The sequence below is a fragment of the Enterobacter sp. KB-221C9 genome, from assembly GCF_041320715.1.
GTDB lineage: Bacteria > Pseudomonadota > Gammaproteobacteria > Enterobacterales > Enterobacteriaceae > Enterobacter > Enterobacter asburiae_D.
In genome coordinates this window covers 95,047-112,515 of the sequence record NZ_JBGIWG010000015.1, presented here as the reverse complement: position 1 = coordinate 112,515, position 17,469 = coordinate 95,047, and the positions used below count along the sequence as shown (strand labels likewise).

General features: G+C 54.6%; 17 protein-coding genes and 1 other RNA gene. 10 read left to right on the top strand and 8 right to left on the bottom strand.

Translation table 11 applies throughout. The annotated features are described in order from the left end of the window. Positions 1-678 (top strand): fibronectin type III-like domain-contianing protein (locus AB8846_RS19470; RefSeq protein WP_370733432.1); only part of this gene is annotated, 678 nt, incomplete at its 5' end. Positions 679-683: 5 nt separating this feature from the next. Here AB8846_RS19470 and rprA read toward each other — a convergent pair. Together rprA and ydiK are read right to left on the bottom strand one after the other, a co-directional pair. Further along, an RNA gene (gene rprA, locus AB8846_RS19465) (antisense sRNA RprA) lies at positions 684-791 on the bottom strand. 209 nt (positions 792-1,000) lie between these two features. Continuing rightward, a complete protein-coding gene (gene ydiK, locus AB8846_RS19460) occupies positions 1,001-2,116 on the bottom strand; it encodes an AI-2E family transporter YdiK (protein ID WP_063142924.1) in 1,116 nt (371 codons plus the stop codon). A 199-nt stretch (positions 2,117-2,315) separates the two neighbouring features. Here ydiK and AB8846_RS19455 point away from each other — a divergent pair, with 199 nt between their 5' ends. The 3 genes from AB8846_RS19455 (at position 2,316) to AB8846_RS19445 (ending at position 6,059) form a co-directional block, all read left to right on the top strand. Next, positions 2,316-5,372, top strand: coding sequence for an FAD-binding and (Fe-S)-binding domain-containing protein (locus tag AB8846_RS19455; protein WP_370733431.1), 3,057 nt, complete (start codon positions 2,316-2,318; stop codon positions 5,370-5,372). Then, a complete protein-coding gene (gene menI / locus AB8846_RS19450; RefSeq protein WP_370733430.1) occupies positions 5,369-5,779 on the top strand; it encodes a 1,4-dihydroxy-2-naphthoyl-CoA hydrolase in 411 nt (136 codons plus the stop codon). Before AB8846_RS19455 ends, menI begins: the two co-directional genes overlap by 4 nt. Positions 5,780-5,864: 85 nt before the next feature. Continuing rightward, a complete protein-coding gene (locus AB8846_RS19445) occupies positions 5,865-6,059 on the top strand; it encodes a YdiH family protein (protein WP_003857766.1) in 195 nt (64 codons plus the stop codon). 50 nt (positions 6,060-6,109) lie between these two features. Here the strand turns inward: AB8846_RS19445 and AB8846_RS19440 are convergent, their stop codons facing one another. Both AB8846_RS19440 and AB8846_RS19435 read right to left on the bottom strand, forming a co-directional pair. Continuing rightward, positions 6,110-6,739 carry a helix-turn-helix domain-containing protein gene (locus AB8846_RS19440; protein WP_063930406.1) on the bottom strand — a complete coding sequence of 210 codons (630 nt, stop codon included), beginning with the start codon at positions 6,737-6,739 and terminating at the stop codon, positions 6,110-6,112. A 69-nt stretch (positions 6,740-6,808) separates the two neighbouring features. Beyond that, complete coding sequence (locus AB8846_RS19435; protein ID WP_370733429.1) at positions 6,809-7,468, bottom strand: helix-turn-helix domain-containing protein; 660 nt, start codon at positions 7,466-7,468, stop codon at positions 6,809-6,811. Positions 7,469-7,885: 417 nt separating this feature from the next. Between AB8846_RS19435 and AB8846_RS19430 the strand changes: the two genes are divergently transcribed. The 6 genes from AB8846_RS19430 to AB8846_RS19405 all read left to right on the top strand — a co-directional run bounded on the left by AB8846_RS19430 (position 7,886) and on the right by AB8846_RS19405 (position 13,924). Beyond that, positions 7,886-8,416: a fimbrial protein gene (locus tag AB8846_RS19430; RefSeq protein WP_370733428.1), complete on the top strand. Its 531-nt coding sequence runs from the start codon at positions 7,886-7,888 to the stop codon at positions 8,414-8,416. Between the two features lie 79 nt (positions 8,417-8,495). Then, positions 8,496-9,173: a molecular chaperone gene (locus AB8846_RS19425; protein WP_370733427.1), complete on the top strand. Its 678-nt coding sequence runs from the start codon at positions 8,496-8,498 to the stop codon at positions 9,171-9,173. Positions 9,174-9,217: 44 nt separating this feature from the next. Beyond that, positions 9,218-11,746 (top strand): fimbria/pilus outer membrane usher protein, encoded by a 2,529-nt coding sequence (locus tag AB8846_RS19420; protein ID WP_370733436.1) that lies wholly within the window; start codon positions 9,218-9,220, stop codon positions 11,744-11,746. 10 nt (positions 11,747-11,756) lie between these two features. After that, the gene (locus AB8846_RS19415) at positions 11,757-12,704 is read left to right on the top strand and encodes a fimbrial protein (RefSeq protein WP_370733426.1); all 948 of its coding nucleotides are present in this window, start codon (positions 11,757-11,759) and stop codon (positions 12,702-12,704) included. Between the two features lie 20 nt (positions 12,705-12,724). Beyond that, positions 12,725-13,231 carry a fimbrial protein gene (locus tag AB8846_RS19410; protein WP_370733435.1) on the top strand — a complete coding sequence of 169 codons (507 nt, stop codon included), beginning with the start codon at positions 12,725-12,727 and terminating at the stop codon, positions 13,229-13,231. A gap of 51 nt (positions 13,232-13,282) precedes the next feature. Next, positions 13,283-13,924, top strand: coding sequence for a LuxR C-terminal-related transcriptional regulator (locus AB8846_RS19405; protein WP_331412510.1), 642 nt, complete (start codon positions 13,283-13,285; stop codon positions 13,922-13,924). A 65-nt stretch (positions 13,925-13,989) separates the two neighbouring features. Here AB8846_RS19405 and fdhF read toward each other — a convergent pair whose 3' ends face one another. The 4 genes from fdhF to ycgZ all read right to left on the bottom strand — a co-directional run bounded on the left by fdhF (position 13,990) and on the right by ycgZ (position 17,205). Further along, positions 13,990-16,140: a formate dehydrogenase subunit alpha gene (fdhF, locus tag AB8846_RS19400; RefSeq protein ID WP_370733425.1), complete on the bottom strand. Its 2,151-nt coding sequence runs from the start codon at positions 16,138-16,140 to the stop codon at positions 13,990-13,992. Positions 16,141-16,332: 192 nt separating this feature from the next. Next, positions 16,333-16,611, bottom strand: a complete 279-nt coding sequence (locus AB8846_RS19395; RefSeq protein WP_045327084.1) for a biofilm/acid-resistance regulator YmgB/AriR — start codon at positions 16,609-16,611, stop codon at positions 16,333-16,335. A gap of 29 nt (positions 16,612-16,640) precedes the next feature. Then, complete coding sequence (locus tag AB8846_RS19390) at positions 16,641-16,961, bottom strand: hypothetical protein (protein WP_063142931.1); 321 nt, start codon at positions 16,959-16,961, stop codon at positions 16,641-16,643. A gap of 4 nt (positions 16,962-16,965) precedes the next feature. Beyond that, a complete protein-coding gene (ycgZ, locus tag AB8846_RS19385) occupies positions 16,966-17,205 on the bottom strand; it encodes a regulatory protein YcgZ (RefSeq protein ID WP_029739771.1) in 240 nt (79 codons plus the stop codon). Between the last annotated feature and the right edge of the window lie 264 nt (positions 17,206-17,469).

Genomic DNA, 17,469 nt, shown 5'->3' with positions numbered 1-17,469 from the left:
GGGCGTCCATACAACCTGCCGGGTCTGGAGTATAAGGTGGCGGCGCTGATCGTGGGGGGGGCGCCGGGGCAGGAAGGGGGCGGGGCGATTGCGGACGTGCTGACGGGGCGGGTGGAGCCGCAGGGGCGTCTGGTGGTGAGCGTGCCGAAAAGCGCCGGGGCAATGCCGTATTACTACAATCACAAGCTCAAAAGCGGCGGCACGCCGTTTGCGTTCCATTTCGGTTCGCGTTACCCGTTTGGCTTCGGCCTCGGCTGGACGCGGTTTAACTGGGGAGCGGCAAAAGTGGTGGCATCCACTGTGCCGGTCGACGGCGAGGTGACGCTGAGCGTGGATATCACCAATACCGGAGAGCGCAGCGGCAGCGAGGTGGTGCAGGTTTACGTCAGGGATAAGGTCGCCACGCAGGTGCGGCCGCTTCAGGAGCTGAAGGCCTTCCAGCGCGTAACGCTCTCGCCGGGCGAAACCGCCACGCTCGCCTTTACGCTGCCGGTTGAGATGTTCAACTTTACCCGTCGGGACGGGAAACGCATCGTTGAGCCGGGCGAGTTTGAACTGCAGGTTGGCGCATCGTCGGCGGATATCCGCCAGGCTGTGACGGTCAATGTGACGGGAGAAACGCGGGTGCTGCCTGCCGAGTGGCGAATGCTCAGTACCTGTGAGGTTAAGCGCGCGTAGTCAGGATAAAAAAAAGCCCATCGTGGGAGATGGGCAAAGACTACACACAGCAATTCGTTGTTTCACTCAGGGGATTTCCATGCTTATAAATCAAGGTGTTGATTTATAACCGTGTGCTAATAGTAGGCATTGTGTTATTTAGCGTCGATCGGATTCGTCTCAATAGTTTAAGAGACGTAAAGATTTCTTGAGGTTAATAACAGGCTTACTGCTGAAAGGGCGGGTCTGACCAGTGAGTAACGAATAAATACTTTAGCGGCGTTAAAGTATCGTGAGGGGGAATGTAGGCCGGGTAAGCGTTAGCGCCACCCGGCAAAAAAACTTAATGCGTGTTTTTCTCTTCCAGTTCTTCCAGTTCGCTCAAAATCACGTCCGGGTCAGTTCCCGGCGGCGGAATTTCATGCACCCAGGCGGAGAACAGACGCCAGGTGACGGCGAGCAGCACCGGGCCGATAAACAGGCCAATCATGCCAAAGGCAATCAGACCGCCAATGACTCCGGAGAGGATCAGGATCAGCGGCAGGTCTGCACCCATGCGGATGAGAATTGGACGAATGACGTTATCCATGGTGCCGACCACGCAGCTCCAGACCAGCAGCACCGTTCCCCACGTGGTATCGCCCGTCCAGTAGAGCCAGATAATGCAGGGTACCAGCACCAGCAGCGGTCCCAGTTGCGCAAGACAGGTCATCAGCATGACAACGGTAAATACGGTGGCGTACGGTACGCCGGAAATCGCCAGACCGATACCGCCCAGCACCGCCTGCACCAGCGCGGTGACCACCACGCCCAGCGCAACTGCGCGCACGGCCTGCGCAGCCAGCAGTACCGCAGCGTCACCGCGTTTGCCCGCCAGGCGGGTGGCAAAGTGACGAACGCCTAAAGCCACCTGCTCGCCGCGCCAGTAGAGCAGGGCGCTGAAGAGCAGCATCAGGGTACAGTGCATCATAAAGCGGCCGATATGTGCCGCCTGACCGACAAACCAGGTGGTGGTGGTGCCTATGTACGGGCGGACTTTTGCCATCAGCGCGCTGCCGCCCATCTCCAGCAGGCTATGCCAGCCGCTGTAGAGCTTGGCGCCCACCACCGGAATGCTGTTCAGCCAGGCGAGATCCGGCAGCGTCAGGTCACCGCTGCTAATGGCGCGAATAACGGGGCCACTGGAATCCACCAGGCTATTCACCAGCAGGGCAATAGGAATAATAAACAGCAGGAACAGCAGGAGCGTCATGACCAGCACGGCTAACCCGCGACGGCCAAACAGCAGCTTCTGCAAGCGCAACAGCAAAGGCCACGTGGCGACGACAACGGTCCCAGCCCACGCGAAGCCGAGAATAAAGGGTTGAACAATCCACAGACACGCAATAATCATGAGGGCCAGAAACAGCACCGACAGCAAAATTTGCGCAACATCCCTGGGCTGGCGAAGATTGACCATAAATGAAACTTTCCTTAAAAGAACACCAGCGTGGCTGGCGGGAACGGAAAACCGCGTCTCTTTAATCATTAATGATCTCAGCGGTTTTTGACAGGCGAATTCTGCCTGTAATTCAGCAGAGATTATAAGAAAAAAATGTGATAAAACTTTTAAGATACACGCAAACGATTTCATACAACTCTAATTAGGGTCGACAGTCATGATCCCACAGATTTCTCAGGCACCTGGCGTCGTTCAGCTGGTGCTTAATTTTTTGCAAGCACTGGAGCAACAGGGTTTTACAGGTGATACCGCCACGAACTATGCCGACAGGCTGACGATGGCGACCGATAACAGTATCTACCAGCTTCTTCCCGATGCCGTCGTTTTCCCGCGTTCAACGGCTGACGTCGCGCTTATCGCCAGGCTGGCCACGCAGGAGCGGTTTGCCTCGCTGGTCTTTACGCCGCGCGGCGGCGGCACCGGGACCAATGGTCAGGCGCTGAACCAGGGCATCATTGTTGATATGTCGCGCTATATGAACCGCATCATTGAGATCAACCCGGAAGAGGGGTGGGTGCGGGTCGAAGCGGGCGTCATCAAAGATCAGCTTAATCAGTATCTCAAGCCTTACGGCTACTTTTTTGCCCCTGAGCTTTCCACCAGTAACCGCGCGACCCTTGGCGGGATGATTAACACGGATGCCTCCGGGCAGGGCTCGCTGGTCTACGGTAAAACCTCCGATCACGTGCTGGGCGTGCGTGCGGTGCTGCTGGGCGGCGATATCCTCGATACCCAGCCGATGCCGGTCGAACTGGCGGAAACGCTGGGCAAAGATAACACCGCCAGCGGGCGTATCTATCGCACCGTGCTGGAACGCTGCCGCGACAACCGTCAGCTTATTCTCGATAAATTCCCCAAACTGAACCGCTTCCTGACCGGGTACGATCTGCGTCACGTCTTTAACGATGACCTGACCCAGTTTGATTTAACCCGCGTGCTGACCGGCTCCGAAGGGACGCTGGCGTTTATTACCGAAGCGCGGCTGGATATTACCCGGTTGCCGAAAGTGCGTCGTCTGGTGAACGTCAAATATGACTCCTTCGACTCCGCGCTGCGCAATGCGCCGTTTATGGTGAAAGCGCAGGCGCTGTCGGTGGAGACCGTCGACTCAAAGGTACTCAATCTGGCCCGGGAGGATATTGTCTGGCACTCCGTGAGTGACCTCATTACCGACGTGCCGGATAAAGAGATGCTCGGTCTCAATATCGTGGAGTTTGCCGGCGATGATGCAGAGCTGATTGAGCGCCAGGTCACCACGCTCTGCCAGCTGCTGGATGAGCTGATTGCGCAGGGTGAAGGCGGCGTGATCGGCTGGCAGTTCTGTAACGATCTGGCCGGGATTGAGCGTATCTATGCGATGCGTAAAAAAGCCGTGGGTCTGCTCGGCAATGCGAAAGGCGCGGCGAAGCCCATTCCCTTTGCCGAAGATACCTGCGTGCCGCCAGAGCATCTGGCGGATTATATCGTTGAGTTTCGTGCCCTGCTGGACAGCCACGGCCTGAGCTACGGCATGTTCGGCCACGTCGACGCCGGGGTACTGCACGTGCGTCCGGCGCTGGATATGTGCGACCCGCAGCAGGAGATCCTGATGAAGCAGATCTCCGACGACGTGGTGGCCCTAACCGCCAAATACGGCGGTCTGCTGTGGGGCGAGCACGGGAAAGGGTTCCGCGCGGAGTACAGCCCGGCATTCTTCGGGGAACAGCTCTACGCGGAGCTGCGTAAGGTGAAGGCGGCTTTCGATCCGCATAACCGGCTCAATCCAGGTAAAATCTGCCCGCCTGAGGGGGTTGATGCCCCGATGCTGCAGGTGGATGCCGTCAAGCGCGGCACGTACGACAGGCAGATCCCGATTGCGGTGCGCGCGTCCTGGCGCGGCGCGATGGAGTGCAACGGCAACGGCCTGTGCTTTAACTTTGATGTGAAAAGCCCGATGTGCCCGTCGATGAAAATCACCAGCAACCGTATCCACTCGCCGAAAGGGCGGGCGACGCTGGTGCGCGAGTGGCTGCGTCTGCTGGCCGACCGCGGGGTGGATCCGCTCAAGCTGGAGCAGGAGCTGCCGGAAAAACGGGCCAGCCTGCGCTCGCTGATTGAGCGCACCCGCAACAGCTGGCATGCCAACAAGGGCGAGTACGATTTCTCCCATGAGGTGAAAGAGGCGATGTCCGGCTGTCTGGCCTGCAAAGCCTGCTCCACCCAGTGCCCGATTAAAATCGACGTGCCGGAATTCCGCTCGCGTTTCCTGCAGCTTTATCACACCCGATACCTCCGCCCGGTGCGCGACCATCTGGTGGCGACGGTGGAAAGCTACGCGCCGCTGATGGCGCGTGCGCCAAAGACCTTCAACTTCTTTATCAACCAGCCGCTGGTGCGCAAGCTCTCCGAAAAACACATCGGCATGGTCGATCTGCCGCTGCTGTCGGTCCCGTCTCTGCAGCGCCAGCTCGTCGGCCACCGTTCGGCGAACATGACCCTGGAACAGCTGGAGGCGCTTACCCCTGAGCAAAAAGCGAATGTGGTGCTGGTGGTGCAGGATCCGTTTACCAGCTACTACGATGCACAGGTCGTGGCCGATTTCGTCCGTCTGGCGGAGAAAGTGGGTTACCAGCCGGTCGTGCTGCCGTTCTCTCCCAACGGCAAGGCGCAGCACATTAAAGGTTTCCTGAGCCGCTTTGCGAAGACCGCGCAGAAAACGTCTGACTTCTTAAACCGCGTGGCGCAGCTCGGGATACCGATGGTCGGCGTCGATCCGGCGCTGGTGCTTTGCTATCGCGATGAATACAGGCAGACGCTGGGCGATAAGCGCGGCGATTTCAACGTGATGCTGGTGCACGAGTGGCTGCCGATGGCGCTGGAAGATAAGGCTGTTCAGGATGTCAGCGGTGAACCGTGGTATCTGTTCGGCCACTGCACGGAAGTGACCGCGCTGCCGGGGGCACCCGCGCAGTGGGCGTCTGTTTTTGCCCGCTTTGGTGCGAAGCTGGAGAGCGTCAACGTTGGCTGCTGCGGGATGGCCGGAACCTACGGACACGAAGTGAAAAACCACGCCAACTCGCTCGGCATCTATGAGCTGTCCTGGCATCAGGCGATGCAGCGTTTGCCGCGAAACCGCTGTCTGGCGACGGGTTACTCCTGCCGCAGCCAGGTAAAACGGGTAGAGGGTAACGGTGTACGTCACCCATTGCAGGCTTTACTGGAGATAATTGGATGATCTGGAAACGTGCCGTGACGCTGCAGGCGCTGAACGCCATGGGCGAGGGGAATATGGTGGGGCTGCTGGATATCCAGTTCATCCGCATTGGCGACAATGAAATTGAGGCCACCATGCCCGTCGATAGTCGCACCCACCAGCCGTTTGGTTTATTGCACGGCGGAGCGTCCGTCGTGCTGGCCGAAACGCTGGGCTCGGTGGCGGGGTATCTCTGTACCGAAGGAGAGCAGAAGGTTGTCGGGCTCGAGGTGAACGCTAACCACATTCGCTCGGTGCGCAGCGGGCGCGTGCGCGGTGTCTGCCGCGCGCTGCACGCCGGAAGCCGCCATCAGGTGTGGCAAATAGATATTCTCGATGAGCAGGATCGCCTGTGCTGCTCGTCGCGGCTAACCACGGCGGTTGTGTAAAGTTTTCAGATGTTTTGCCTTTGGTCAAAAACTAGCCAGTGCGTTGTGGTATACTGGTCAGGTTTTGTACATAAGCGAGGACATCATGGATACTGAAATAACCCCAACACAGCTGGCAATTGAATATTTACGTCGTGATAAAAGCAACCTGTCTCCGGCGCAGTACCTGAAAAAGCTGAAACAGCTTGAGCTGGAATTTACAGATTTGCTGGCGCTCTCTTCGAATGAACTGAAAGAAGAGATCTATTTTGCCTGGCGGTTGGGCGTTCACGTCCATTGAGTACATGAGAATAAAAGGGCCGCGAGTGCGGCCTTTTTTGTGTCCGAAATTCAGTATCGGGCGGGAAGTTTATTGATTTTAATGAGCCTGCCTTCTTCCATTTCGATAAACCCGCCGGTTTTTAAATCCGCCAGAATGCGCATCACGCCGCTGCGGGAAAGCTGGGTTTTCTCCCTGATATACCTTTCCGCCGTCACGCTGAGCCGATAGCTCTCATCTTCCTCCATCAGCTTTACCAGCTGCTGGCGAATCATCTCATACGCCGTCGGCGCGCCCTGCGGCATCACGTTGTTATAAAGGCGGCTGTACACAAAGATGAGCTGTTGAGAGAGCAGTCCCCATAGCGCCTTCTCTTTAATAATTTCATTCACCCGCTCGGCGGTAAGCGTCCCTATCAGACAAGGGCTGACGGTCTTAATATAATCATTAAAATAGATATCGGTGAGGTTAGCGAGGCCGAATATAGCGGGGCTGCGAGCCGTAGACAGCATCATGTCATCGCTTCTTCTGTAGACGGCGACGGTGCCTTCAAGAATTAAATAGCACATGCCCTGACCGTTGACCTGCAGGTCCAGCCGCTCGCCGCGGGCGGCGTGATGCGTTGTGCAATCAGGCAACAGGTGTGAAATAAGCTCTTGCGCGTAGGGAGAACCCCGTTGAGACTTTTCTGGAAGGGACATGGTAGCCGACAACCTTAAAAATAACCTGGCTAATTATAGCGCTTCTCCTGGTTACAGGCACGCGGGCTGTCAATATTTTCGCGGTAGATGGTGAATGTCAAGCAGCACCCCACGCTCCATGGTGATGTACTTCCCGGTCCGCAGTTCTGCCAGAATACGCATAATTCCGCTCCGTGAAAGATACGTCCGGCTTTTGATGTACGCGGCCGCCGTCGTATTTTTCCGTATGGCATCGGGCTCCTGCATGAGCTCAACAAGCTGGAAGCGAATAATGTCGTAGGCAGACATTTGCGATATTTGCGCGCAATGCTCATACACCCGTGAGGCCGTATAAATAAGCAGCTTTGAAAAGTGCTCCCATAAATCCTGCTGTGAAACAATCTGATTAAACGTCTCCAGCGACACGCGGGCGATTTCTGCCGTCTCCAGGGCCCTGACGTAGAGATGTTCCGAGGAAAATTGACTGCTGACGCCCAGAATAAACGGCGCGGATTCAGAGTTTAATACAATACCGTCGCCGCGACGATGAAGCGCCACGCTTCCCTGAAGAAGTAAAAAACACTGGCGCACATCATCTTTATAATAATGCACGGTTTCTCCCCGACAGATGATCATTCTGTTCGCAGCTGGCAGCGCTGATTTAATCAGGGTATCGATATGGATAAACGGTTTTAAACCAAGAACGGTTGAGTCATGGTTATTCAATGGCGTGGTTAAACGTGTATTCATAAGATACCTCACAGCGACTACGGGTTCGATCGTTTTTGATCTGCGTAGAGAATTATCTTAAAAATGAAGGGGGCAGGGAATGTTTCGACAAGGTCTAAAAGTAGACCATTGAGCGCCTGATATCTAACGTGTTGAATAAAAACAAAAAGACGGTCAGGTCTACTAATAGACCAGGGAAATAAGGCATAAGCGTATCCTGAAGAAATGTTGAATTTACGTTAAATCAGAGTCTACAGCTAGACCAGCAAAAAGTTGTATTCACCAAAATGATTATATAAATTTTAACCAGTCAGTCAGAAAGACCTTATAGCATTAATTAAAAAAATAAATGAACCCAAAGCGATTCATTTATCAACTTTCTGCTGCATGCGTTTCAATAATAAATAAAGTTATTCCGTAAACAGGAAAATGAAGATTATGAATAAGAACATTATTTTAGCGATGGTTGCGACAGGTTCCGCCTTAATGATAGGTAATGCACTCGCTGCTGCAGGAACCGTTAACTTTAACGGTAACATCCTGGATTCCGCCTGCGATGTCGCGGTTGCTTCTCAAAATCAGGTGGTGGTATTAGGCGATTATAATAAAACAGAATTTCCGGCAACAGGCTCCAGAACTGCGGCAACGAAATTCGATATTGTCCTGAAGAACTGCCCGGTGACGGTCACCGGTGCCAAAGTGCGTTTTGACGGTACGCCTGACCTGACTAACGCCGATCTGCTGGCTATTGATACCTCCGTGGCCGGTGCGGCAACGGGTGTGGCTATCAATTTGATGACCGCGGATAAAGCGGATCTGCCGCTGCACGGCAGTAACAGCTATAGCTATGTGTTAAGCAGCACCGCCGATAATACGCTGAATTTCTACGCGCAGTATATTTCAACGGCGGCATCGGTGACTGCCGGTCCCGCAAACTCCGTGGCAAATTTCTCCGTTGTTTATAACTAGTCATTAAGCAGAACCCAAGTCGGTTCCACGACGTTCTGCGGGGGGGCAGCCACTGCCCCCGTGTTTCAAGAGGTGTAACATGAATTTTATTAGCAAGACCCTGCTCATCGCTGCCGCTCTGACCGCATCGTTTTCGAACGCTTATGCCGGGGTCATTATCGGCGGTACCCGCGTTATTTTTGAGGGTGGGAAAAAAGAGGCATCAATTAGCATCAATAATGCCGATAGCGTGCCTTACTTAATCCAGTCCTGGGTTGAAATGCCAGAGGGTAATGCTAATAAAGCACCGTTCATTGTTACTCCGCCTTTATATCGACTGGATGGTGGTCAGCAAAATATTGAGCGTATTTTACTCTCGGGTTCGCTACCCCAGGATAAGGAAAGTCTTTTTTGGCTGAATATTAAAGCGATACCGTCTGCCTCAAAACAGGCAAACTCACTGCAAATTGCCGTCAAAACGCGCATCAAGCTTATTTATCGCCCGGCGAGTCTGAAGGCATCAACACCGGAAGAACAAGCGAATAAATTAACCTGGTCGCGTAGCGGGAATAAGCTAATGGTTACCAATCCAACGCAATATGTCATCAACTTTAATGAAATAAGCGTCGGTGATAAAAAACTGGATGAGGTCTCCTGGGTGGCACCTGGTGCAATGGCGGCATTTCCCTTACCCGCAGGTGCCAATGGCAACCATATTTCATTCAAAGTCATTAATGATTACGGCAGCCCCGGAATAATACATCAGGCCAGCTTTTAATTTATCAAAAGCGGCGATCCTCATATCAGGTCAGGTTAATGATGATGGCGACGAAAACTAAAAAAATGCAGCCTGCGCGTTTGGCGCTCTGTATCGCCTTTGCGCTGGTTAATGCAATGCAGACTGTTGATGCCCGTGATTCGTTCAACGCCGAACTGGTTGAACTGGACAACCCGGGCACGGGTAAAGCTGATTTATCCGCTTTTGAATCAGGTTCGCAGGCACCAGGGAAATACCACGTTGACATCATCCTTGACGACCAACTCATCGAGACAAGCGATATTGATTTTACCCCAGTAAAAGGTGGGGAAGAGGGCGATAGCCTCCAGCCGTGCCTGAGTATTGAGCAGCTCAACAAATGGGGCGTTAAAACCGCGCTTTTTCCCGACTTAGCCAGCAAGGGCGCGTCCTGTGTCAACCTGCAGGCGATCCCTCACGCCAGCACGGATTTTCAGTTTGCCGCGCAGCGGCTGGTTATCAGTATTCCTCAGGCCGCAATCGACCTGCCTGCCAGAGGGTATGTCCCGCCAGAACAATGGGATGAGGGGATCGCCGCCGCGATGCTGAACTACAGCCTGAGTGGCGCAAACACTTGGGCAAAACAAAACGGCAGTAAAAACACCAACAGTCAATATGCCAACCTGCGCCCGGGTCTTAACGTTGGGCCGTGGCGACTGCGAAATTACACAACCTGGTCGCGGGATGAGAGCGGTCAGGACAAATGGGATACCGTCTACACCTATGCACAGCGGGCCATTATTCCGCTCAAAGCGCAGCTCACCCTGGGGGATAGCTCCGCGCCAGCCGACGTATTCGACAGTATGCCGTTCCGCGGCGGACAGCTGGCTTCGGATGATGACATGCTCGCGGATTCGCTGAAAGGCTATGCACCCGTGGTGCGGGGTATCGCGCGTACCAATGCGCAGGTAATTGTTCGCCAGAATGGCTACCAGATTTATCAGACCTACGTGGCGCCGGGCGCTTTTGAGATTACCGATATGTACCCCACGGGCGGCGCCGGGGATCTGGACGTCACCGTTAAGGAAGCTGACGGCAGCGAGCAGCATTTCACTCTGCCTTATGCCTCATTACCGGTTTTGCAGCGTGAAGGGCGTCTGAAATATGCGGTGACCGGAGGGCAGTATCGTTCTTATAGCAGCAGCGTTGATAAGACCCCGTTTGGGCAAATCACCGGGATTTATGGGTTGCCGTATGGTCTCACGCTCTATGGCGGGCTGCAGGAGTCGAGTAAATATCAGTCGATCGCCACCGGGCTCGGAAAAAACATGGGTGATTTCGGCGCGATTTCTGCGGACATGACCCAGGCCTGGTCCACCCCGCAGGGCGGTGAGAAATCCAACGGCCAGTCCTGGCGGGCGCGATACAGCAAGAGCATTGTGGGGACCGGAACCCATTTTTCGATTGCGGGCTACCGCTACTCGACCAGCGGTTACTACGGCATGCAGGAGATCCTCGATTCCTGGGGCGACAGCTCCGCGCTTCAGGACCGACGCCGCAACCGGGCCGAGCTGACGATGAGCCAGACCCTGGGCGGCAACCTTGGATCGCTGACGCTGAGCGCGGCCCGTGAAGACTACTGGAATTCGGGTAAAACGATGGCGTCATACAGCCTGGGTTACAACAACTACTGGCACAACATCAGTTACGGTCTCACCTGGACCTACAGTAAAAACGGCAGTGCGGGTTCATACGATGACAATAAACGGTACGACAAAGATCGGCTGCTGGCTTTTAACGTCAGCATTCCTCTGGAGAAGTTTTTGCCGCAGACCTGGGCTAACTATGGCGTGAGCACCAGCAAGAATAACGGCACCACCCACAACCTCGGTCTCAACGGCGTGGCGCTGGAAAACCACGCCCTGAGCTGGAACGTGCAGCAGGGATACGGGTCGGACGGCGTTGGCTACACGGGCAATATGAATGCTGATTATAAGGGAACCTACGGCGAAGCGACGGCGGGTTACAGCTACGACAAAAACAGCGAGCGTCTTAACTATGGCTTACAGGGGGGCATTCTCGCTCACAGAGAGGGGCTAACGCTTTCGCAGCCCCTGGGTGAGACCAATGTTCTGATTAGCGCGCCGCGCGCGCGCGGCGTCGATATTCGCAATCAGCCGGGTGTCAGAACGGATTACCGCGGATATACGGTGCTCAGCAATCTCTCCGTATACCGTAAAAATGACATCACCCTTGCTCCGGAAAGCCTGCCGGATGATGTTGAGCTGGATATTAATACCCGGACGGTGACGCCGACGCGCGGCGCGATCGTTTTGGCCGACTATAAGGCGAAGGTGGGGCGACGGGCGTTATTTAATTTACTGCATAACGGCCAGTTTGTTCCCTTTGGCGCAACGGCAAGCCTGAAAGGCGCCGACGGCAGCAGCGTTATTGTTGGCGATAGAGGTCAGGCTTATCTCACCGGTCTGGACACTCAGGGAATCGTCTTCGTCTCGTGGGGAGCGGAAAGCGATCGGCAATGCCGCGCACCGTACGTGCTTTCCCCGCAGCCTTCGGCAGGCGGAATTACCGAAATTAACGTCAATTGTCTTTAGGGTTTTTAAAATGCGCTTAATTAACATCATATTCCTGCTGTGTATCGCCGCAGGCTGGAACAGTGCTCATGCAGGAACCTGCACGACGATTACGCCACAGGAATCAACCTTGTCCATCGGCACGATTACGGTTCAGCGCGACGTTGCCGTTGGGACCGTATTATTTTCGCGAAACGCAACGTTAACCGGTTCCTATTTAACGGGGTGTGCCAATCCATTAATGCTGGGCTTTAGCATGCGCTACCTTAATGCGACACCGAGCACTTACGGTAATCATGTATATAACACCAATGTAAACGGAATAGGCGTGCGCTTTTCATCGGGTAATTATTTTGAAAATCCGACCAATACTTTCTCCTATAACGCGCAGTCGGATTATGTCGAATGGTGGGGCGGTAAAATAGAACTTATCGTTACCGGGCCGGTTGCGTCGGGGTCGCTGACGCCGGGCGTGCTGGGCGTGGTGATGCTGCAGGGCAGTGACGGCGTTTATCGTGATGGCCTGACGACCACCCTGCTGGGCGGAACCATTAACGTACTGGCCTGCAATATCACAACACCGCAGCTGACATTTCCGATAGGTGATATTTCTGCCGCAGTGTTTGGCTCAACGGTAGGCACCACACCGGCGGGCGCCCAAAATACGCAGAATCTGGGGCTGAACTGCGATGCGGGAGCTAACGTCAACGTGTCACTCAGCGGCATTCAGAACCCGGACGTAGCTGCAACGAGCGTGCTCGCGCTGACGGGGCAGGGTAGTACAGGCACGGCGAAAGGGGTTGGCGTTCAGTTGCTCTATAACGGTACACCTCTCACTCTCAACACGCGTCTGCCGTTAAAACTCGCGGCGGGCGGCCAGGAAGCATTCCCTTTAACGGCGCGTTATTACCAGACGCAAACGACGGTTGAACCCGGCACCGCAAATGCGTCAGCAACCCTAAATTTGACCTACCAGTAAAGGGGATGACGATGAATATAATGCGCACGGCAGCGTTCATCGCGGCGGCAGTAATAAGCGGCAATGTTATTGCCGCGGATAGCGTTAACGTCAGCGTTACCGGCAATATTGTTGCCTCTCCCTGCGTATTTAATGGGGGCAATACCAGTCTGGATATTAATCTCGGCAATATTCAGGCACCCAATATGGCCACGCCGGGGTCGACCTCCGAGCCTGTGCCTTTTAGCCTGCTGTTTACCCAGTGCCCGGCAGGCACGCGCAGCGTTACGGTCTCCTTTACCGGCAACCCCGATTCCGTCGCGGGGACGAGTTACTACAAGAACAGCGGCTCGGCTACGAACGTCGCGATTGCGATGAGCGAGGCCGCAACCGGTGCGTTAAAAGGCACGGGGACAACCATTACGCAGACTATTGCGGCAGACAGAACCGCGACGATGGCCATGCAGGCGTTAGTCAAGTCTGTCACAGGCGGTGCGACGCCGGGGAGCATCAGTGCCGTCGTGGTCATGACGATGCAATACAACTGAGCGGCACGCGCGTTGGTTGTCCTTATTGATATGCAGATGTCGGTAATTGTTATGTTGAATATTCTGATTAAAGAACCGGATTCTTTTTTTAAAAATGGCCTGCAATATTTTCTTGTGGATTTCTTCTTGCATAATTTCAGGCACCATATTCATTTTGATACTGAGCTTACTTATGACAGCGTCAGTGGCGCGGATATTATTATTCTCGCTTTATGCCCTGGGGAAACGCTGACCTGTATTCCTGAATTAAAAGCGCGAAAAAAAGGGATTGTGATTGGGCTGGTGGACGATGAGCGGCGTTTTTCCGCATTTTCATCCTGTTTTCAGGATATGATGTTCATCTCCCGCCGCGCCCCGCTTGGCCAGGTTAGCGAGATGCTCTTTATTGCCTGGTACCGTACGCAACTGCCGGGATATCGCTGGCAGCATAAAGGCTGTTTCGAGTGCGAGCATAAAATACTTTCGCCGCAGCAGATCCGCGTCACGGTGAATTTTTACAGAGGGTTATCGGTAGGGCAAATTGCCGATGTGCTCAGGACGAGTGATAAAACCATATTCACGCATAAGTATTTGCTGATGCAAAAATTCGATCTGCGCAGTGATTATGAGCTTATGGCGCTCATTCACAGGATGGTCGAAAAAAATGCCTACCCGAACAAATTGCGTGACCATCTGATCGGTTACGACGGATGAGCGGAAGAGGCGGTGGGGGGCGTCGTTTAGTTGCCGGGTGGCGGTTACGCCACCCGACATTTTCTTTAGACATTCACGGCGCTAATCAGCCGCGACTTCATGGACTGATACGCCGACGCCGCAAAATCCTCCGCCCAGCGCTGGTCCTCAATCGCCTCCAGCTGCACCGCGCAGTACTTCGTTTCCGGCGTTTTGGAGATGGGATCGAGATTGTCCTGGGTCAGCTCGTTGCAGGCGCCAATCCACCACTGATAGGTCATATAGACGGCCCCGGCGTTGATACGCTCGCTAATGCTGGCGCGGGTAATCACTTTGCCGCGACGCGAACGCACCCAGACCAGCTGACCCTCCTTGATGCCCAGTTTGACCGCATCGGCAGGGTGCATTTGCACCCGACCCGGCTCATCGGCCAGGCTTTGCAGCGCGGCGCAGTTCCCGGTCATCGAGCGGCAGGAGTAGTGCCCCACTTCACGTACCGTACACAGCACCAGCGGGAAATCCGCATCCGGGGTTTCCGCCGGCGCGCGCCACGGTGCGGCAAAGAGCTGCCCTTTACCGGTTGGGGTGTCGAACTGATTGTCTTTGTACAGGTACGGCGTTCCCGGATGATCCAGCGTCGGGCACGGCCACTGCACGTGGCCCATCTCGCCCATTTTTTCATACGTCACGCCGTAGAAGAGTGGGCACAGCTCGCGCATCTCATCCCAGATCTGCTGGTTGGAGTCATAATGCATCGGGTAGCCCATCTCGGTGGCGAGCAGGCTGATAATCTCCCAGTCGCGCTTCACGTTGCCGCTGGCCTCAATGGCTTTGCCAAAACGCTGGAACCCGCGATCGGCACAGGTAAAGACGCCGCCGTGTTCACCCCAGGAGGTGGCAGGGAGCAGAACGTCCGCCACTTCTGCCGTTTTGGTCATAAAGATGTCCTGAACCACCACAAAGTCGAGCGCCTCAAAACCGCTGCGGACGAGACCGAGATCGGCTTCGGTCTGAAGCGGATCTTCCCCCATGATGTAGTAGGCCTTGACCTTGCCTTCCAGCGCCAGATGAGGCACCTCGGTAATGCGCGTCCCAACCCGATCGTCCATTTTATTGACGTCAATCCCCCAGGCCTCGGCGAACTTCTGCCTGACCGCCGGATCGGTCACATCCTGATAGCCGGGGAACATATTCGGCAGAACGCCCATATCGCAGGCGCCCTGTACGTTATTCTGACCGCGCACGGGCCCGACGCCGACGGCGGGTCGGCCCAGGTTACCGGTCAGCAGCGCCAGGCTGGAAAGCCCTTTGACCACATCCACAGCCTGACCAAACTGGGTCACGCCCATCCCCCACATCACGGTGGCGGAAGGGGCCGCCGCGAAGGTGCGCATCGCCTGACGAACGTCGCGGGCGGGAATGCCGGTAAGATGCTCAACCTTCTCCGGCGCATAGTCTTTCACCGTCTGGCGGTAGGCCTCAAGTCCCTCCGTAAAGCGCGCCACGTAGCTTTTGTCGTAGAGTTCCTCTTCCAGCAGCACGTAGCCAAAGGCGTTCACCAGCGCCATGTTACTGCCGTTTTTCAGCTGCAGATGCTGGTCGGCGATGCGCGCCGTTTCAATGCGCCGCGGATCGCAGACGATAATTTTTGCGCCGTTTTCACGCGCTTTCAGCACGCGGCGAGCGACGATAGGGTGGGAGTCCGCGCAGTTATAGCCAAACACCAGCAGGCATTTTGAGTTTTCAATATCGTCGATTGAGTTGCTCATCGCGCCGTTGCCGAGGGTTTCCTGTAAACCAGCCACGGAAGGGCCATGACAGACGCGCGCGCAGCAGTCCACGTTGTTGGTGTTCAGCACCGCGCGGGCAAATTTTTGCATCACATAGTTTGTTTCATTGCCGGTTCCGCGGGAGGAGCCGGTGGTCATGATCGACCGAGGCCCGTGCTGCGCTTTAATGCTGCTGAGCCTGTGGGCGGTGTAGCGGATAGCCTCTTCCCAGGTAACGGGGGTGAACGCCTCGCCTTTGTGGTAGCGGATCATTGGCTGAGTCAGGCGCGGAGTGAGCAGACGGGTATCGTTGAGGAAGTCCCAGCCGTAAAAGCCTTTCAGACACAGGGTGCCCTGGTTTGTGATGCCCTCTGCCGCTTCGGCACGGATGATACGGTTATTTTCAACGACAAGGTTTAATTTGCAGCCTGCACCGCAGTAGGGGCAGACGCTGGCGATCTTTTTCATCAATAACAGACCTGTTAAGAAATGAAGCAAAGTTGACTGGAAAACCCAGTCCCGTAAGCAGAGGTAAGCAGGAACCGTGCCAGGTTGGCTTCGCTTGTTTTACAGGTGGTTACGCGGGAAAGGCGCGTGTCATCGTCAGGCTGTTCGTCAGTTTTGACGATGACACGTTAGGGGGGCGTTGAGCGCAGGAGCTTACAGATCGTCCATCGTGTAACCCACCACGATTTCCAGAGTTTTACGAATCACATCCGCCTGAACCACGTCGTGGGTGGCTTCCAGCGTCTGAATGAGCCAGAGGATGATCGCTTTGTTGGACAGATGGCCTTCAGAGGCCAGAACACAGCGTACTGCAGTAGAAAAAACAGCGGACTCTTCAGCAAAACGATCGCCTGCGTGACGGAAATACTCCGACAGCGCACTGTCTAAAAAAGCAGAGTGGAATTCGGGTTGAAGCTGAATATTTTGTCTCATTTGTTCTCACCGTAGCTGTTAAATTGCAGTCAATGTATTTTTTTGGGGTCGGACGGTTTTCCACTTCCAAATAACGGCACTACATTGTCTCTGTTATCGTTGAGAGGTCCCTCTCTGTTCGTTCGTCCTTGCGCGGTTCTGCGACGTGTAAAGGCGATGCTGTTTGAGCCGATGTCGGCAATCACCACCGCAAGTGTCTCCCGCCGCCGGGGATCCTTTTCATGTTCTTTCATGCTCCGCAGACGCTGCAGCAATCCTTCGGTTGTCACTGGCCCCCGCTCTTTCAGAAGAGAAAGAACGGCTTCACCGATAAGCGTGTCGATCAGTCGGTCTGCGTCACTGCTATTCATCACGTTACCGTTCGAAGAGCAGACCAAGCAGCATGTGGTAATGCTCTTCCTCTTCTGGCCCATCGGCTCTTTCGAGGCGGCTGAGCAGTTTGGTACAGAGCGATTTGCGATTCAGGTTCCGCCCGTCGCTGAGAATTTCGACAACCACCTGGCCCAGCGTCTCCTGCTGGGTAGGAAGCGCGGCCTTTTCGAAGTACTGTGCGATCGCTGCTGCGGAATCTGTGGCATAACCTTTCTGCTGCATGTTTCGCTCCTGTAAAATTTTGTAATCACTAACGTTACAATTAAGGTATACACAATTGCTAAATCTGTACATATAAAATGTACAGATTTTTAATATTTTTATGATATATTTTATAAATTACTTTATTTTCATAATGTTGCCGGTGTGTCATGAACCGGTAACGTTACAGGATATATTGTACAAAAAGGTCTGGTACGGGTAAGTTGTACAGCACAGAAAAATGTTTCATTAACCACCGTAAATGATTGAGATGTAAATTATTTG

What these genes read in the sequence shown, in the direction of transcription:
- AB8846_RS19435 (WP_370733429.1), bottom strand. Translation starts at nt 7,468, where the DNA reads ATGAATACACGTTTAACCACGCCATTGAATAACCATGACTCAACCGTT.
- AB8846_RS19440 (WP_063930406.1), bottom strand. Translation starts at nt 6,739, where the DNA reads ATGTCCCTTCCAGAAAAGTCTCAACGGGGTTCTCCCTACGCGCAAGAG.
- AB8846_RS19390 (WP_063142931.1), bottom strand. Translation starts at nt 16,961, where the DNA reads ATGAATAGCAGTGACGCAGACCGACTGATCGACACGCTTATCGGTGAA.
- AB8846_RS19405 (WP_331412510.1), top strand. Translation starts at nt 13,283, where the DNA reads ATGTTGAATATTCTGATTAAAGAACCGGATTCTTTTTTTAAAAATGGC.
- menI (WP_370733430.1), top strand. Translation starts at nt 5,369, where the DNA reads ATGATCTGGAAACGTGCCGTGACGCTGCAGGCGCTGAACGCCATGGGC.
- AB8846_RS19415 (WP_370733426.1), top strand. Translation starts at nt 11,757, where the DNA reads ATGCGCTTAATTAACATCATATTCCTGCTGTGTATCGCCGCAGGCTGG.
- ycgZ (WP_029739771.1), bottom strand. Translation starts at nt 17,205, where the DNA reads ATGCAGCAGAAAGGTTATGCCACAGATTCCGCAGCAGCGATCGCACAG.
- AB8846_RS19410 (WP_370733435.1), top strand. Translation starts at nt 12,725, where the DNA reads ATGCGCACGGCAGCGTTCATCGCGGCGGCAGTAATAAGCGGCAATGTT.
- ydiK (WP_063142924.1), bottom strand. Translation starts at nt 2,116, where the DNA reads ATGGTCAATCTTCGCCAGCCCAGGGATGTTGCGCAAATTTTGCTGTCG.
- AB8846_RS19425 (WP_370733427.1), top strand. Translation starts at nt 8,496, where the DNA reads ATGAATTTTATTAGCAAGACCCTGCTCATCGCTGCCGCTCTGACCGCA.
- AB8846_RS19455 (WP_370733431.1), top strand. Translation starts at nt 2,316, where the DNA reads ATGATCCCACAGATTTCTCAGGCACCTGGCGTCGTTCAGCTGGTGCTT.
- fdhF (WP_370733425.1), bottom strand. Translation starts at nt 16,140, where the DNA reads ATGAAAAAGATCGCCAGCGTCTGCCCCTACTGCGGTGCAGGCTGCAAA.
- AB8846_RS19445 (WP_003857766.1), top strand. Translation starts at nt 5,865, where the DNA reads ATGGATACTGAAATAACCCCAACACAGCTGGCAATTGAATATTTACGT.
- AB8846_RS19430 (WP_370733428.1), top strand. Translation starts at nt 7,886, where the DNA reads ATGAATAAGAACATTATTTTAGCGATGGTTGCGACAGGTTCCGCCTTA.
- AB8846_RS19420 (WP_370733436.1), top strand. Translation starts at nt 9,218, where the DNA reads ATGGCGACGAAAACTAAAAAAATGCAGCCTGCGCGTTTGGCGCTCTGT.
- AB8846_RS19395 (WP_045327084.1), bottom strand. Translation starts at nt 16,611, where the DNA reads ATGAGACAAAATATTCAGCTTCAACCCGAATTCCACTCTGCTTTTTTA.